At 41.8% G+C, this 17,117-nt stretch carries 16 protein-coding genes; 6 read left to right on the plus strand and 10 right to left on the minus strand.

The annotated features are described in order from the left end of the window. Window positions 1-140: 140 nt before the first annotated feature. Window positions 141-1,247, minus strand: coding sequence for a TolB family protein (locus ACQ2HE_RS16705; protein ID WP_430896550.1), 1,107 nt, complete (start codon window positions 1,245-1,247; stop codon window positions 141-143). Between the two features lie 113 nt (window positions 1,248-1,360). On the opposite strand from ACQ2HE_RS16705, the gene ACQ2HE_RS16710 reads away from it, so the two are divergent. Beyond that, a complete protein-coding gene (locus ACQ2HE_RS16710; protein ID WP_430896548.1) occupies window positions 1,361-2,365 on the plus strand; it encodes a tetratricopeptide repeat protein in 1,005 nt (334 codons plus the stop codon). Between the two features lie 34 nt (window positions 2,366-2,399). Then, on the plus strand, window positions 2,400-3,047 hold the full coding sequence (rpe, locus tag ACQ2HE_RS16715; protein ID WP_430896546.1) for a ribulose-phosphate 3-epimerase: 648 nt from the start codon (window positions 2,400-2,402) through the stop codon (window positions 3,045-3,047). On the opposite strand, the gene ACQ2HE_RS16720 is transcribed toward rpe, so the two are convergent. Then, window positions 3,033-3,962, minus strand: a complete 930-nt coding sequence (locus tag ACQ2HE_RS16720; protein ID WP_430896544.1) for a hypothetical protein — start codon at window positions 3,960-3,962, stop codon at window positions 3,033-3,035. The genes rpe and ACQ2HE_RS16720 overlap by 15 nt on opposite strands. 103 nt (window positions 3,963-4,065) lie before the next feature. Between ACQ2HE_RS16720 and ACQ2HE_RS16725 the strand changes: the two genes are divergently transcribed. The 4 genes from ACQ2HE_RS16725 to ACQ2HE_RS16740 all read left to right on the plus strand — a co-directional run bounded on the left by ACQ2HE_RS16725 (window position 4,066) and on the right by ACQ2HE_RS16740 (window position 10,298). Then, complete coding sequence (locus tag ACQ2HE_RS16725; protein ID WP_430896542.1) at window positions 4,066-6,549, plus strand: TonB-dependent receptor; 2,484 nt, start codon at window positions 4,066-4,068, stop codon at window positions 6,547-6,549. Between the two features lie 160 nt (window positions 6,550-6,709). Continuing rightward, window positions 6,710-7,927, plus strand: a complete 1,218-nt coding sequence (locus ACQ2HE_RS16730; protein WP_430896540.1) for a T9SS type A sorting domain-containing protein — start codon at window positions 6,710-6,712, stop codon at window positions 7,925-7,927. Between the two features lie 9 nt (window positions 7,928-7,936). Next, a complete protein-coding gene (locus ACQ2HE_RS16735; protein ID WP_430896538.1) occupies window positions 7,937-8,317 on the plus strand; it encodes a hypothetical protein in 381 nt (126 codons plus the stop codon). Window positions 8,318-9,569: 1,252 nt separating this feature from the next. Beyond that, window positions 9,570-10,298: a pyridoxine 5'-phosphate synthase gene (locus tag ACQ2HE_RS16740; protein WP_430896536.1), complete on the plus strand. Its 729-nt coding sequence runs from the start codon at window positions 9,570-9,572 to the stop codon at window positions 10,296-10,298. Between the two features lie 156 nt (window positions 10,299-10,454). On the opposite strand, the gene ACQ2HE_RS16745 is transcribed toward ACQ2HE_RS16740, so the two are convergent. From ACQ2HE_RS16745 to ACQ2HE_RS16780, 8 genes are all read right to left on the minus strand, one after another. Further along, a complete protein-coding gene (locus ACQ2HE_RS16745) occupies window positions 10,455-11,552 on the minus strand; it encodes a redoxin domain-containing protein (RefSeq protein ID WP_430896534.1) in 1,098 nt (365 codons plus the stop codon). A gap of 6 nt (window positions 11,553-11,558) precedes the next feature. Continuing rightward, on the minus strand, window positions 11,559-12,161 hold the full coding sequence (gene hisIE, locus ACQ2HE_RS16750; protein ID WP_430896532.1) for a bifunctional phosphoribosyl-AMP cyclohydrolase/phosphoribosyl-ATP diphosphatase HisIE: 603 nt from the start codon (window positions 12,159-12,161) through the stop codon (window positions 11,559-11,561). Window positions 12,162-12,314: 153 nt separating this feature from the next. Next, a complete protein-coding gene (hisF, locus tag ACQ2HE_RS16755; protein WP_430896530.1) occupies window positions 12,315-13,097 on the minus strand; it encodes an imidazole glycerol phosphate synthase subunit HisF in 783 nt (260 codons plus the stop codon). A 1-nt stretch (window position 13,098) separates the two neighbouring features. Continuing rightward, on the minus strand, window positions 13,099-13,815 hold the full coding sequence (hisA, locus tag ACQ2HE_RS16760) for a 1-(5-phosphoribosyl)-5-[(5-phosphoribosylamino)methylideneamino]imidazole-4-carboxamide isomerase (protein ID WP_430896528.1): 717 nt from the start codon (window positions 13,813-13,815) through the stop codon (window positions 13,099-13,101). A gap of 3 nt (window positions 13,816-13,818) precedes the next feature. Beyond that, the gene (gene hisH, locus ACQ2HE_RS16765) at window positions 13,819-14,418 is read right to left on the minus strand and encodes an imidazole glycerol phosphate synthase subunit HisH (protein ID WP_430896526.1); all 600 of its coding nucleotides are present in this window, start codon (window positions 14,416-14,418) and stop codon (window positions 13,819-13,821) included. An 8-nt stretch (window positions 14,419-14,426) separates the two neighbouring features. Then, window positions 14,427-15,197 carry a tryptophan synthase subunit alpha gene (trpA, locus tag ACQ2HE_RS16770; RefSeq protein WP_430896524.1) on the minus strand — a complete coding sequence of 257 codons (771 nt, stop codon included), beginning with the start codon at window positions 15,195-15,197 and terminating at the stop codon, window positions 14,427-14,429. Window positions 15,198-15,206: 9 nt separating this feature from the next. After that, window positions 15,207-16,445 carry a tryptophan synthase subunit beta gene (trpB, locus tag ACQ2HE_RS16775; protein WP_430896522.1) on the minus strand — a complete coding sequence of 413 codons (1,239 nt, stop codon included), beginning with the start codon at window positions 16,443-16,445 and terminating at the stop codon, window positions 15,207-15,209. Between the two features lie 30 nt (window positions 16,446-16,475). Further along, on the minus strand, window positions 16,476-17,111 hold the full coding sequence (locus tag ACQ2HE_RS16780) for a phosphoribosylanthranilate isomerase (RefSeq protein ID WP_430896520.1): 636 nt from the start codon (window positions 17,109-17,111) through the stop codon (window positions 16,476-16,478). Window positions 17,112-17,117: the final 6 nt, after the last annotated feature.

A 17,117-nucleotide genomic window follows, 5' to 3' on the forward strand; every position in this document is an offset into this window, starting at 1 on the left:
TTCGCTTCGCTGCGGATTCCGCTCAGGGACCTCCATTCCAAGGCTAGACAAGCGCGTACTGCAAGGCACCCCATTATCAAGCAACACACTCCCTCCAGTGCCCAATTATTAATTATTAATTCTTAATTATTAATTAATAATTACTCCGCCCAATCAGCAAGGAATATATTCGTATCTCTCGTTCCACCATTATTACGATTGCTGCAGAAAATGAATTTCTTTCCATCATAGCTAAACATGGGGAAGGCATCAAACCCTTTATCCCGGCTAATTTTAGTTAAACCGGATCCATCTTCGTTTATGATGTACAAATTGAAGGGAAATCCTCTTTTATATTCGTGGTTGGATGCAAAAATGATGTGTTTGTTATCGGGCATGTAAGCAGGCGCCCAATTGGCTTGTCCAAAAGAAGTAACTTGTTTTGCATTGCTTCCATCGGCATTCGCGATCCACACTTCCATATTGGTTGGAGCAACCAAATCTTCTGCCAAAAGATCTTTGTATTCTTTGATTTCAGCATCTGTTTTCGGACTAGAAGCTCTCCAAATCAATTTTGTTCCGTCGGGACTGAACCATGCACCACCATCGTAACCTAAATGATTGGTGATTCTTTTTTCCTTTCCTGATTTCAAGTCCATAACATACAATTCAATATCCCCATCCTTGGTACTGGTGTACACCATTTTATTTCCGTCGGGAGATATCGTTGCTTCGGCATCGTAACCCGGCGATTTGGTCAATTGTTTTACAATTTTACCGTTATAATCGGCCATGAAAATATCATAGGAGGCATACAAAGGCCAAATGTACTTATTGCCATATTTTGAACGATCCGGAGTTGGAGGGCAATCGGAACCACCTAAATGGGTAGACGCATAAATGATATGCTTGCCATCTTTTAAAAAAGCACCACAAGTAGTTCTTCCTTTTCCGGTGCTCACCAATTTGTATTCAAATTTTTCACCGAAGGCGGGAACCTTTCCGATAAACATTTGATCACAGGTAATTCCTTCTTTTGGATTGGTTTTTTGGAAGATGATCCATTTGTTATCGAAGCTGAAATAGGCTTCGGCATTGTCGCCACCAAAAGTGAGCTGCTGTAGATTTTTGAAATGCTTTTCTTCAGGGTACTGAAGGGTATCGGCAAAAGAAGCTTTGTTGGGAGCAATAACGGTCGATTTCTTGAATGCCATGGCTGCGATGATCAGCATACCCAAAACAGGGATGAGGGCCCATTTTTTCGTCATATCTAGTTTATTTAACTTATTTAGGTCGATAATTTGCAAAGATATTTCTAAAATGAGGGTGAATTGTAATTTTTTTGTCACAAGGCTCCCCTAAAATCGATTAGATTTGCGGCATGAAATCCAGATTACTTCTATCAACCCTGCTGGTGGCGCTTACAAGTGCTGTATTTTTCAGCTCTTGTTCAAACGAAGAAAAACCCGACACTTCAATCCTCGGCGAAATGCCTTACAAAGTGTATACAGACAGTATCAAGCAGTTTCCCGACAATTTCAAATATTACCTCAATCGTGCCTTGCTCTTGTCTCAAAGCAAAATGCATGCATTGGCCACAGCCGATTATAAGAAAGCTTGGGAATTGTCTCAAACAGATGCCGTAGGCATAGAATATGCTTCCAATTTGATATTGACTAACAAGTTGAGTGAAGCACTCGAACTATTGAAAAACTGCCAAGCAAAATTCCCTGAAAACGAAGAATTCACGCGTCGCATCAGTGAACTTTATGCCATCATGGGAAAACGGAAAGAGGCATTGGAACAATACGATCTTATTATTTCGAAAGACAGCAGCAATTTCATGGCTTATTATGAAAAAGGCATCATTCTGATGCGTTTAAAAGATACGGCTGCTGCTATTGCCGCGCTGGAACAGTCTTATTTTTTACAGCCGCTGGCCATTACCGGTCAAGCACTTGCCAATATTTATTCAAATCAAGGAAATCCAAGAACCTTGGTTATTTGCGATGATATCATTGCCCACGACAGCAGTTCTATATTGGTAGATGCTCATTTCTTGAAAGGAACCTATTTATCTGACCACAAACAGTGCGATGCTGCATTAAAAGAATTTGAGACTTGCATTAAACTCGACTGGACCTTTATAGACGCTCATTTAGAAAAAGGATTGTGCTATTTCGACCAGAAAAAATACGAGCAATCACTCGATGCATTTAGAGTAGCAGCAACCGTATCGAACACGAACCCCGACGCTTATTTTTGGATGGGGAGAGTGTACGAAGCACAAAACCAAAAAGAAGAGGCTCAGCTTAACTATCAAAGAGCCATTGCTTTAGATGAAGATTTCAATGAAGCAAAAGAGCGCCTTAAAAATTTGAAATAATTACCCCTACCTTTGCGAAAATTTTAGAACTGTTATGGCCATCATTGCACCATCCCTATTATCAGCTAACTTCTTGAATCTGCAAGCAGATTGTGATATGTTGAATAAAAGCGAAGCAGACTGGTATCATTTAGATGTAATGGATGGCAGGTTTGTTCCGAATATCAGTTTTGGCCCCATGATCATTGAGTTCATTCGCAAAGCCACTACTAAAGTGTGCGATGTGCATTTAATGATCGAGGAACCTGAAAAATATGCAGAAGCTTTTAAAAAAGCAGGTGCCGATATCTTAACAGTTCACTACGAAGCTTGCACTCATTTACATAGAAATATCCAACAGATCAAGAGTCTTGGCATGCAGGCAGGCGTTGCTTTGAACCCTCATACACCGGTGAATTTATTAGAAGACATTCTCGCTGATATTGACCTTGTTTGCATCATGAGCGTAAACCCCGGTTTCGGTGGTCAGAGTTTCATTCCACATACATTAACCAAAATTCGTCAACTCAGAAAAATGATTGACGATCGTGGTTTGAATGTGAAAATTGAAATAGACGGCGGTGTAACTTTAGGCAATGCAGCAGAGATATTGGCTGCAGGTGCACATGTACTAGTGGCCGGCAACACCGTTTTCAAATCTGAAAATCAAATAGACACCATCGCAAAGTTAAAAGCGCTGTAGGCTGTCGATTTTATGCACCATTTGACCTAATACATCGTGAGTTGCGTAAAGCCACACGTTTTGTTTCTTGGGCCACTTGTATTCGTAATCTACCAGCAACTTTCTAAGAAAATCGTAGGCCTTATTTGCCTGATCTTTATTATAGAAGCAGTTTACAAAGCTCGTTTCAATAAGTCCTTTTTCCGGGAGTCCTATCCCTCTATTATACCAAACAAACACTTCAGGCAAGCCTTTGTAAGTAATCACGTCTGCATTCATTTTGATATTGTAACGATAGTAGAGTCCATAAAACCACACCATGGCTCTTACTCGGCTAAACAATTCTGCATCCGATTCCTTCTTCTTTGGGCGAAACATCCATTGGATATGATCAGGGTAAAAAGGATTGTCCTTATAATTTTGCAACACTTTTCCGGTTGCTTCCATGATCCATTTTTTGGGCTCCTTTCCGGATTGAACTTCCTGCATAAGTAGTGTTTTAGCAGTCACATTCTTTAAAAGCAAGATTCTTTTTACGCCACCCGAAAATGTCAACTGCAGCTCTGCGCCTTCAGGAGAAGAGACAGCCGTCCAGGTACCAATTCTCTTTTTATCGTGAGGGTTTTCTACCACTATCGAATCGGGGAAAAACACAAAGCCCGGAAAGATTCTTTCATTGTCCTTTGTCCAAACTTGGCTTTCATCGGAACTGCCTTCAATTTTTTTGAGATTCCACTCTTGACACAAAAGGGTGGAAATTTTGGCTTCGGTTAAATTGGTAAGGTCTACTACACCGGTATCAGATCCTGAAACAAAGGCTTCTTGAAAAACGAAATCAGAAGCTTCTTCTTTGCCTTTTTCCTTTTTTGGAGGGGTTTCGTCGTAGCAAGAAATGAGTTGGAAGATGCTTAAAGCAAGAATGACACGTAAAATCATGGTAAAAAAGGATATTATCGGTTGAAAATAAAATAAATATCTCGATTTTCTGTTTAAAAAAGAGCCGAAAAAACGGCTAATTTCGAACTGCTAACCCAAGTTCATGAAGCTGCTGAAACCCATTTTTCTGATCGTATTGTGCTTTTTTACTCTGAGTTCTCTAGCTCAGAAGAAGCAAGCCGTCATTTCAGGGGTGGTTTTAGACGAAAATGAAAAGCCCCTACTCGGGGTATCTGTCTCCATTTTAGGGAAAGCAGGCGGTGTTCAAACGAAAGATTCCGGTCAGTTTCAAATAAAAGTGCCCTCCGATCGCGCCGTGGCCCTTGTCTTTTCTTACCAAGGTTATAAAACCCTGCAACAAAATTTCTATCTCAGTGAGGGAGAATCGGAGAAAGTGACCATTCGACTGGAAACAGGAGCAAAAGAATTGACCACAGTTGTTGTAACTGATAAAAGAAGCAGAAAAGAAGCGGGGCTGGTAGTAGTGAATCCTAAAAATGCGATCAATATACCTAGTCCTACCGGAGGAATTGAAAGTCTGATCAAAGTAATAGTGGGTTCCAATAATGAGCTCACATCTCAATACAATGTAAGAGGTGGGAACTACGATGAAAATTTGATCTACGTAAACGACTTTGAAGTGTTTCGTCCATATTTGGTAAGAAGCGGTCAACAAGAAGGGTTGAGCTTCATTAATCCGGAAATGGCCAAGAATGTAAATTTTTACAATGGAGGGTTTCAAGCTAGGTATGGCGATAAACTCTCTTCAGTTCTCGACATCCAGTACAAAAAGCCTCGCAGCTTCGGCGGTTCTGCTTATGTAAGCTTGTTGGAACAAGGGCTTCATTTGGAAGGCACCAGTTCCAATAAAAAATTCACCTTTATAGCAGGTATCCGTAACCGAAGCAATCGCAACTTATTGGGCAGTCAAGAAACAAAAGGAAATTATGTTCCTTCTGCTTCCGATTTCCAGGCACTTCTTACCTATCAATTCAATGCAAAGAATAGTTTAGAATTGTTCTCGAATATTTCAAGAACAACCTTTTCATTGGAACCCAGTTATAGTCAGCTCACCAGCTCAGTATTCTCCCCTTATTTCAGTGCGAACTTGGGATTGGATATTTACTTTGAAGGGAAGGAAAAAGACGGATATAAAACGAACATGGTGGGCTTGAGCTTTTTACAACAGCCGCGCAAAGACCTCCGTTTGAAATGGATGCTCAGCAGGTTTGAAGACAATGAGCAAGAGAACATCGACATTTCCGGCTCCTATTTATTTGGAGAACGTGAATTCGATAAAAGTCAACCCGATTTCGGGCTCATCAACAATCCATTAGGTGCCGGTTTGTATCAAACCTATGCCCGAAACAAATTGAATATAGAAGTTTGGAACATTAGTCATAAAGGGAGTTACGATAAGGGCGCCCATTACATTCAATGGGGATTGACCGGTGAACGCCACCAAATCAACGACAAGTTGCATGAATGGCAATACCAGGATTCTGCCGGATACAATGTACCGTATAACCCCAGCAGTTTTACCTTGAGTTCGGTATTGAAGTCGAGAGCAAATATTAACGCCACCCGATTGAGTGGGTATGTTCAAGACAATATCGTGTTCAATGATTCAGCCGATTTTAGCATGCAAGCCGGCGCTCGCTTCAATTACAACGATTTGAACAACGAGTTTCTGGTATCTCCCAGATTGGGATTTTCTTACCTGCCATCTAAATGGAAAAAAGACATCATTTTCAAAGGGGCCATTGGAATTTATTCGCAGCCTCCGTTTTACCGTGAGTTGAGGGGCTACGATGGTACCGTTAATAAAAAATTGAGGGCACAGAAAAGCTGGCAAGTTAGTGGGGGTTTTGATTACAACTTCAAATCAGGAAACAGAGCCTTTAGATGGACCACGGAAGCGTATTATAAGAACATGTGGGATGTGGTGAGTTATGATATTGACAATGTGCGGATTCGTTATAGTGGCAAAAATGATGCAAAAGCCTATGCAATGGGTATTGAAACCCGCTTGTTTGGCGAATTGGTAAAAGATGCGGAAAGTTGGATAAGTGTCGGCTTCATGCGTACCCGCGAAAACCTCACAAACGACACCTACTACAATTATAAGTTAGACAGTTTGAATCAACCCATTGACAGTAGTTTGCAACAAGGCGGCTGGTTCAGAAGGCCTTCAGATCGATTCTTCACGTTTGGGCTCTTTTTACAAGATTATTTATCTACTAATAAGAATTCAAAAGTATTTGTCAATCTTATTTACGGCAGCAACATGCCTTATAATATTCCGGGCAGTGTAAAATACCGTAATGGATTGATCATACCTCCCTACATCCGAATCGATTTAGGATTCAGTGTATTGTTGTTGGATACAGATCAAAGCAATAGAAGAAGCCATAGTCCATTCAGAAGTTTTGAAAACATCTGGGCCAGTTTTGAAGTGTTCAATTTGATTGATCGTGACAATACTATTTCATATCTATTGATCAAAGATTTTTCTAATACAACTTATGCGATGCCCAATCGCCTCACCCCTCGCCTGCTGAACTTAAAACTGGTAGCCCGATTCTAAGGGTAACTCTTTAAGCTCATTTTCTTTCTTTCCCAAAATCAGAAAAAATGCTCCCAATTAGAGAGCGCATTTATCCATGCCAAGACGTAATTATCTGATATACAGTTATTTATTTTCTGGCATTCAGTTCGTCATAGGGTAATCAAACAACACCACCCTTATGAAGCTTATTAAATACTTAATCCTGGTAGCCCTGATGGTACTGAGTGCTGTGATGAGTGGAAAGGCGCAAAGCTGTTCCGGAGAGACCCTGAAGTTCAAGGAAACTTTTGGTACTGGTTCAAACACCTCTTTAGCTACCGGAATTACGACCTACCGTTATACGGGTTCAGGTTCATTAGCAGATGGTGATTACCGTGTTACCAAAAACACTCAAACAAACGGAGACTGGTTAAATGCTCCTGACCATACCGGAAATAGCAACGGAAGAATGATGGTTATTAACGCAAGTTATACCGCCGGTGAGTTTTATAGAGATACAGTTGGTAGCTTAACTCCGGGTGCCTTCTACACTGTTTACTTGTTTATCATGAATGTAAACAGCTTGGGTACTTGCGGCTCTAGTGCATTGTTACCTAAAGTTCAATTCGTTGTAGAAACATACAATGCTTCTACCGGAACTTTTTCTACATTAACAACTTTTTCAAGTGACTATATTCCTCAAACATCAAGTCCTACATGGGTTAAGATCGGCGGTTTCTTTACCATGCCTGCGGGTCAAACTTCGATCCGATACAGATTGATAAATAACTCATCCGGTGGTTGTGGAAACGATCTAGCCATTGATGACATCACGTTTTCACAATGTGCTGCAGTGACGCTTCCCGTAACCGGTTTAAGATTGAATGTGCAATCACAAACTGAGAAAAACATCATCAACTGGTCAACAGCTCAAGAATTCAACACAGAAAGATTTGTAGTAGAGAAAAGTACGGATGGTAAAACTTGGGGAAGTATTCAAACAGTTACAGCTGCAGGAAACAGTTCTTATACGAAATACTATAGAGTTGAGGATTTAAACAGATCTTCTGAAATCAATTACTACAGAATTCTTCAAGTTGATATCGATGGAAAGTTCAGCTATTCAAATGTGGTAGTGGTGCGCAACTCAAATAACAACGCAAAAGTGAGTGTTCAACCAAACCCTTTCCGTGAGTCGTTGAACATCAAAGTGAGCAGTGAAATTGATCAAACCGTGGTAATTAAGATTGTAGACATCAACGGTAAGCCAGTGAAACAGCAAACAAGTTTGATTCACAGTGGTGATCAGACGATGGAAATGAGTGGCTTGAGCAATTTACAAGCGGGAGTTTACTTCCTTGATATGAAAGGTTTAAATGGTAACAGTTTGGTACAACAAAAATTAGTCAAACTTTAAACAACAACAATGGAATCAACATTAGACAACCACACAGCAACGCTTCAAATTGGATCTGATCAAGATTCCTTTGAATACTTAAAAACACCTTATACCGGCAACCTTAAATTAGAAAATATTTTGGAAATTATTACACACGTCAGCATTCATCCAACACAGTTTCACACACAGTTAAATGTAGAAGCTGAGGCACATCTCAACCAACATGTGATTGTACGTTTGGTAAACGATCACGGAAAGTTAACGCGGATGTTCGGTTGGTATCTGTTAAAAGGAATCAACGTAACAAGTATCACGCAATTAAACAATTTGGATAAAGGCCAGTATAATCTTCAAATTTTAAATAAAGAAGGCGAACTAATTTTCACTCAAGCTGTTTTTAAGGCTTAGTGTTGCTTCTTGGTGTTAGTTTTAAATGAGGGCTCCGAATGGAGCCCTTCGTTTTTGGAAACAGATGTGCGACCCCTTCAGGGTCGAATGCACTGTTGCTCGATGATGGCTACCAATCTGCGACCCCTTCAGGGTCGAACGCACTGCATCAACATTCTTGCTACTGATGGGTGCCCCCTACAGGGTCATATTGCATTATTGCACGATGATGGCTACTGATGTGCGCCCCCACAGGGTCGTCTGCGTTTCCTCGTTCTTCGTTCCTCTCATCCTCGCTTCCTCATTCTACTGACGTGTGACCCCTACAGGGTCATATTGCATTGTTGCACGATGATGGCTACTGATGTGCGACCCCACACGGTCGTCTGCGTTTCCTCGTTCTTCGTTCCTCTCATCCTCGCTTCCTTATTCTACTGACGTGTGACCCATACAGGGGCATATTGCATTATTGCACGATGATGGCTACTGATGTGCACCACCACAGGATTGTCTGCGTTTCCTCGTTCTTCCTTCCTCTCATCCTCGCTTCCTCCTCCTACTGATGTGTGACCCCTACAGTGTAATTTTAAAATATTATTTTGATGAGAACTGCAATCCTGCGCCCTCGATAGAATTGTTTTCAAAGCCGTATCATGAAATTATGTTTTGTTAGGCGGCTACCATGGACATTGATTCGCGAAACGAAAAAACGAAACAACTTCTAAGCTAGGATTAGAATGATTGGTGGGATTATGTTTAGGATTACGTTTATTGTCATGAAGTGAATTCAGTGCCAACTTAAGAACTAAATCACTAAAAAACTAAACCACTTTTGTGCTGGGATTAAAATGATTGGTTGGATTAGGTGTAGGATTTCGTTTAATGCTAGGATTAAAATGATTTGTCGGATTAGGTGTAGGATTACGTTTATTGCCCTGAATTGTATTTAGTGCTAACTAAAAAACTAAACAACTCAAAAACTAAACAACTTCTAAGCTAGGATTGGAATGATTGATGGGATTAGGTGTAGGATTTCGTTTATTGCCCTGAAGTGAATTCAGTGCCAACTTAAGAACTAAATCACTAAAAAACTAAACAACTTCTGTGCTAGGATTAGAATGATTGATGGGATTAGGTGTAGGATTACGTTTATTGTCAAGAAGCGAATTCAGTGCTAACTTAAGAACTAAATCACTAAAAAACTAAACCACTACTCCTGTAATATAGAAAAGCCCCTTCCTTTGGAATCTTCATATTTTCCTAACTTTGCGCCATGGCGAAACTATCAGTAAATATCAACAAGATCGCAACACTGAGAAATAGCAGAGGAGGAAACAATCCGGATGTGTTGCAAGTAGCGAAAGATGTGCAACGTTTTGGAGCAGCAGGAGTAACGGTTCACCCGCGTCCGGATGAACGTCATATTCGTTACAGCGATGTGCGTGCCATCAAATCTATTATTACTACAGAGTTCAACATAGAAGGAAATTGCCGCGAGCAGAAATTTATTAACCTGGTTTTGGAAACAAAACCGCATCAAGTAACCCTGGTTCCGGATGCAGAAGGACAATTAACTTCCGATCATGGATGGGATACCATTAAGCATCAAGACTATTTAAAAGAAATGATCGCTTTGTTTAAGAGTGCCGGTATTCGCACTTCGATCTTCTGCGATCCCGTTGATGAAATGGTAAGAGCCGCCGCTACCACAGGCACCGATCGAATTGAATTGTACACCGAAGCCTATGCGCGCATCTTTGCTAGCGGAAAAAAAGAAGAAGCATTGGCTCCCTATAAACAAGCAGCCATTGTTGCCAAAGAATTGGGATTGGGATTGAATGCCGGCCACGACTTGGACCGCGAAAACCTTGGCTATTTCTGCCACCACATTCCCTGGATCGATGAAGTTAGCATCGGTCATGCACTCATCTGCGATGCGCTGTATTTGGGATTGGAGAATACAGTGCAGATTTATAAGAGAGGAGCGGAGGGAGTAATCTAGGCTTTAGGTGTTAGGCTTTAGGCCTTGGCCCATAGGTAAATCGCTCATGCATCAAAGACTTTCGCTTTGAATTGCGCTATCAATTAATTTTTTATCTCGTGCTAATTGTTGGTACAAAAGCGCAATGCCTAATTACCTAAGGCCTAAAGCCTACAACTATTCGCATCCCAACAACTCACACAACTTCGCCTGCAATTCAGGACCGCGTAAATTCTTGCCTACAATTTTACCATTGGGATCGATGAGGTAGTTCTGAGGAATGCTTTGAATGCGGTATTTCTGAGCGGCTTCATTGTTCCAGTATTTGAGGTCGCTTACTTGTGTCCATGTAAGTCCATCAGCTGCAATTGCCGCCAACCAATCGTTTTTAGAACGATCCAAGGAAACGCCTAATACGGTGAAGTTTTTATTCTTGAATTTATTGTATGCAGTAACAACATTGGGATTCTCCATGCGACAAGGTTTGCACCAACTTGCCCAAAAATCAATCAAAACATATTTGCCTCTCAAAGAAGAAAGCGCGATCATTTTTCCACTGGTATCTGCTTGTTCAAATTCAATGGCCGCCGTTCCAACCGCTCCGAACTTCGCATCTTCAATCTGTCCTTTCAAAATCTTTCCATAAAAACCTTCCTGGTATTTTGGCGCCATTTTATTGAAACGAGCTTCCAATTTATTTACATCTTGCTCCATTTCACTGGTCACCAACAACGTGAATACACCAATGGGCGAATTCTTTTTCAATACAGAAAACGAATCAATAGAACGCTGCACCGTATTATAAACAGACTCATATTGAATCATCAATGTATCATTGCGATTGATAGAAGGCATGGAAGAAATCTTTTGATTCAAAGTGGAAAGCTTTTGAAACAAAGGATTGAATAAGTTTTGGAAAGAAGAGAAATCACTGTGAATAGAAGACCCTGTTACTGCAATTTTCTGAAGATTGGCCACATCGCCTTTCACGGTCATCGTTTCATTTCCAATGAACAACAAAGCCTTCTTTTCATGATTGTGAAAATTGAGGTTGTGTAAATTGGGCTCTTCAATTTTTCCTTTTAATACAAATACACCGCCTTTCACCTTACCGGAAGCAAGCGTATCGGTTGGATTGTTTGCATCGGTTAGAGTAACTATTTCATTCTCTGCCAGACCTTTGATGGTACCTGAGATAGAAAAGCCGGTTGCCGGCTTGGTTTGACCAAATGCGAAAACAGGTGCAAGAAATACTAGAAGGAAAAACTTTTTCATATTATTTTATGGTTTCGGCTTGTGACGCTCTTTTAAGACGTCTAAAACGCGGTCTAAATTATATCCTTTTGTGTTAAGTAAAAGCAAATAATGGAAGAGCAGGTCGGCAGACTCATTCAAAAACAAGTCTTCATTGTTGTCTTTTGCCTCAATTACTACCTCAACTGCTTCTTCTCCAACCTTTTGAGCAATTTTATTGATTCCTTTGGCGAATAATGATCTTACATACGATTTTTCGTCGCCACCAGTTTTGCGCTGTTCAATCACCGACTCCAAATGGTATAGGAAATGATCGGGTTTATTGGTTTCATTCCAACAGGTGTCGGCACCGGTATGACAAGTGGGACCGTGAGGAATGGCTTTAATGAGAAGGGTGTCGTTATCGCAATCAACTTGAAGCGATACAAACTCTAAAAAATGACCACTCTCCTCTCCTTTTGTCCAGAGTCTATTTTTAGAACGGCTGAAAAAAGTGACTTTACCGAGTTCGGTGGTTTTGTTCACGGCTTCTTCGTTCATGAAACCTAGCATCAACACTTTGGAAGTATTGGCATCTTGAATGATGGCAGGAACAAGTCCGTCGGAATATTTTTTATAATCGATTTTCATGTTTGGAAACTTGATGCTTTGAAAGCAAGTACTAAGGTAAATCGGGCCCGTTTTTATTTTTACGTCTTTTGCGTTGTTCTTGACGCATAAAGTACAAAACCGCTGTAATGATTGTTATCAAAGTGATGGTTATGAAACGGGTGGCTCCGATACTCATATTCGAACGGGTATTTGATGTTCGTACAAATATCGCTTTAAATCCGGAATTGCAATTTCTTTAAAGTGAAAGATGCTGGCTGCCAGGGCTGCATCGGCTTGGGCTTCGTTGAAAACGGTTTCAAAATGCTCCATTTTACCCCCTCCGCCGGAAGCGATCACCGGCACCGACAACAGCTCGCTCAAGGTTTTGGTAATGTCCAACGCAAAACCAGCCTTGGTTCCATCGTGGTTCATAGAAGTGAGAAGAATTTCTCCGGCACCCAGTCCCACAGCCTGTTTGGCCCAATCAACGCATTTGGTATTGGTCTTGGTTCTGCCACCATGCAAATACACATACCATTCGCCGTCTTCTTCCTTCTTGGTATCAATGGCCAGTACCACGCACTGGCTTCCGAATTCTTTCTCTAGCTCCGCGATCAATTCAGGGCGATTGAAAGCCGCCGTGTTTACAGAAATCTTATCTGCGCCATTCCCCAATAGTTCTTTTACATTTTCAACACTGCTGATGCCTCCACCTACCGTGAAAGGGATATTGATGTGATGCGAGATCTTATTGACCAACTCCGCCAATGTTTTTCGTTTTTCAACCGTAGCGGTAATATCGAGGAACACCAATTCATCAGCTCCTTGAGCCGCATACAGGGCCCCTAGCTCTACCGGATCGCCGGCATCTCGAAGGTCTACGAAATTGGTGCCTTTTACAGTGCGACCATCCTTGATGTCCAAACAAGGTATGATGCGCTTGGTCAATCCTCTCTTCATCACTTGATCGCTCATATTAATTGAATTGCTTTAAGTCGTCTAAACTGATTCTGTTTTCATAGATGGCTTTTCCAACAATTGCACCGGCACAACCAATCGCTCTCAAATCTTCCAGATCTTTCATATTGCTCACGCCGCCGCTGGCAATGAAATGCAGCTTATCGAATCGCTCCAAAATGGCTTCGTACAATTTCAAAGAAGGGCCTTCTAGTTTACCGTCTTTGCTAACGTCAGTACAAAACAATTGCTTCACTCCTTCTTCCATGTACTGCTCAATAAAATCATAGATCCACACATTGGTCGTTTCCAACCAACCGCCCACAGCAATCTTCTCATTCTTTACATCGGCTCCTAATAAGAATTTATCGGCTCCAAATTTCTTCATCCAACTCAAGAAACTGTCTTTGTCTTTTACTGCTACACTTCCAACAGTGGCCAATGCAGCACCGCTATCGAATACAATGCTCACATCTTTTTCTTGCTTAATGCCTCCGCCGAAATCAATCACTAAATTTGTTTTAGAAGCAATGCTTTCCAGCACTTTCCAGTTCTTCACTGCACCTGCTTTTGCACCATCCAAGTCAACCAAATGCAAGCGCTTCAATCCAACGTCTTCAAATTGTTTGGCCACTTCCAGTGGATGTTCGTTGTAAATCTTCTTCTGACTGTAATCGCCTTCCGTTAAACGAACACATTTGCCTTCAATAATATCAATAGCGGGAATGATCTCCATGTCTTAAATAAGATTGATAAAATTTTTCAATATCTGCTCGCCTACTTGTGCACTCTTCTCGGGGTGGAATTGAACGCCGTAGAAATTATCGCGGTGCAAACCGGCGCTATAGGCCTTGGTATAATCAGTAGTAGCAATGGTGTGCGCACCCAATGCGGCATAATAACTGTGAACAAAATAACAGTAGGATTCTTCTTTTACTTCTGAAAACAACGACGTTTTCAAATCGTAGATATTGTTCCAACCAATTTGAGGAATCTTCACAGCAGCACCTTGCTCGGGTTGTTGAAAACGCAGTACTTTCTCTTCAAAAATACCAAGACAAGGCGTATCGTTTTCTTCGCTGTAAGAACACATCAATTGCATTCCCAAACAAATACCAAGTACGGGTTGCTTTAAGGAAAGAATCAATTCATCCAGCTTTCGTTCTTTTAAGTAAGCCATCGCACTGCTGGCTTCCCCTACTCCCGGGAAAATCACTTTCGAAGCAGCACGAATAGCGGCCGGATCATCCGTCACAAAAGCCTCAGCACCGATGCGCTCAAGGGCATACAAAACCGATTGGATGTTCCCTGCGTTGTATTTTATAATGACGATACTCACGATTCTATTTATTGTAACACTTGATTTAAAAAGGCGGCAGTTGTGGTCTCCACATTACTACCAGACTCCAATGCTTTGATATAGGCCGAACCAATAATGGCTCCCGAAGCATGCGCACAAGCCGCATCGAAACTGGCTTTGTCTTTGATTCCAAATCCAACCAAAACCGGATTTTGCAGTTGATAACTTTGTAAGCGCTTCAAATAAGCCGATACATCTGTCATATTTTTATCAGATCCTGTAGTAGAAGAACTGGACACCGCGTATAAAAAACCGGTGCTTAATTGATCTAATTTCTTGATGCGCTTTTCAGAAGTTTCGGGTGTAACGAGAAAGATGAAGTCTAGTCCGTACTTCTTAATGATGGCGCCGTACATAGTTTCGAATTCGTATTCGGGTAGGTCAGGCAGAATCAATCCATCCACTCCTACTTCAGCCGCTTTTTGGCAAAAGGCTTCAAAACCATATTGCAAAACAGGATTCATATAACCCATCAATATAACAGGAACGCTCACACTCTTTCTCATCTCCTTCAATTGATCGAACAACACAGCAATGGTCATTCCATTGGCCAGTGCTTTCAATCCGCTTTGCTGAATAACGGGACCATCGGCCAAGGGATCGCTGTAAGGCATGCCCAATTCTATCAAATCTGCTCCGGAAGCTTCCAATGCTTTCATCACAGGGATGGTACTGTTGAGCTCCGGAAAACCGGCTGTGCAATACACGTTCAGCACGCGTTCTTTCTTCCTATTAAATAAATCCTTGATGATACTCATATTCGTCAATTATTGAGGGCCCATTGCATTCATATAGGTAGCGAGGTCTTTATCGCCTCTACCACTCAAACAAAGTACAACAGTATCGTTCGCATTAAATTTCAATTCTTTCAAAGCCGAAAAAGCGTGTGCTGTTTCCAATGCCGGAATAATACCTTCCAATTTGCTTACTTCGAAAGCAGATCGCAAAGCCTCTTCATCGGTGGCACTCATGAAAATCCCTCTTCCGCTTGCAAACAAATGCGCGTGCAAAGGACCGATGCCGGGATAATCCAATCCGGCTGAGATGCTGTGCGGTTCAACTACCTGACCATCTTCTGTTTGCATGAGAATGCTCTTGCTGCCATGAAGAATTCCGGGCTTTCCTAATGCAGTAGTAGCTGCACTCATGCCTGAGTGAACACCGTGACCGGCTGCTTCTACTGCCACCAGTTTCACCGACAATTCATCCAAGAAATGATAAAAGGCACCGGCTGCATTGCTTCCACCACCCACACAAGCAATTACATAGTTGGGTAATTCAGAACCGGTTTGTTCTTTTAGTTGAATACGGGTTTCTTCACTGATCACACTTTGGAAACGAGCCACCATATCCGGATAAGGATGCGGTCCTACTACACTTCCAATAATATAATGGGTATCATTCGGATTGTTGATCCAGTCACGAATCGCTTCGTTGGTTGCATCTTTCAACGTTTTACTACCACTGGTAGCAGGCACCACTTTCGCTCCAAGCATGCGCATACGCGCCACGTTGGGGGCTTGACGCTCGATGTCTTTCTCACCCATGTACACAATGCACTCAATTCCTTTCAGGGCGCATACCGTTGCGGTTGCCACACCGTGTTGACCGGCTCCGGTTTCAGCGATGATGCGCTTCTTTCCCAAACGTTCGGCCAATAGAATTTGCCCGATGGTATTGTTGATTTTATGTGCACCGGTATGACACAAATCTTCACGTTTCAAGTAAACATTCGCTCCTACTTGTTGGCTCAATCGAGTGGCCAAGAAAAGCGGCGTTGGGCGACCAACAAAGTCTTTCAATAAATCACGAAAGGCTTTGTTGAAAGCAGGATCGCTCATGATTTCAAGGTATTGCGCTTGCAATTCTTCTACATTGCGGTGCAACATTTCCGGAATATAGGCGCCACCAAAATCACCGTAATAGCCATAATCATTGGGGTGAGTATACCCTTGGGCTACTTTAGTTGAAGATCCAATCAAAGGATGTACATCCATTGTACTCATGATACGTTGTTTATACGATTCTCTGAGAAACTATATTCCCAGAATTTTTTGTGCGAAATTTTTAACCATCTCTAAGTCCTTTACGCCGGGACTCGTTTCAAATTTGCTATTGATATCGATGGCAAACAAGGCTTTCGAAACTTCTTCTTTTGTGAAATCTTTGAGTGCGCCTTCATCACCCGGTTCTAAACCGCCACTCAAAAAGAAGGGTTTGCCGATCACATTGTCTTTCAACATATGCCAATCAAATTTCTTACCGGTGCCGCCGTACCCTGCGCCCATGGTATCGAACATGAACATATCGCATACATCCATGTAAGGGCGGATCATCCATTGAGGGCTATCGTTCTCGCTCATGCGAAATGCTTTTACTACCGAAACATAGTCGGCAATTTTTTCGCAATACTTGGGGCTCTCGTCTCCGTGCAACTGCACCATGTGCAAGCGGCATTCGTCAACCATGTGAAGTACTTCTTCAATGGGTGCATTCACGAATACGCCCACTTTGTTGATTGAGTTTTCTTTTCGGATTTGAGTGGTCGTCATGTGTTTAAACACATAGCGCGGACTCTTTGGGTAAAAAATGAATCCGGCAAACGCTACTCCGAAAGAGGCGAGTTGAGCCACTTGCTCGGGTTGTGTCATGCCGCAAACTTTAATTCTCATACCGGT

Origin of the sequence: Endoryza foliicola (genome assembly GCF_050589245.1) — a bacterium.
Classification (GTDB): domain Bacteria; phylum Bacteroidota; class Bacteroidia; order Chitinophagales; family Chitinophagaceae; genus Endoryza; species Endoryza foliicola.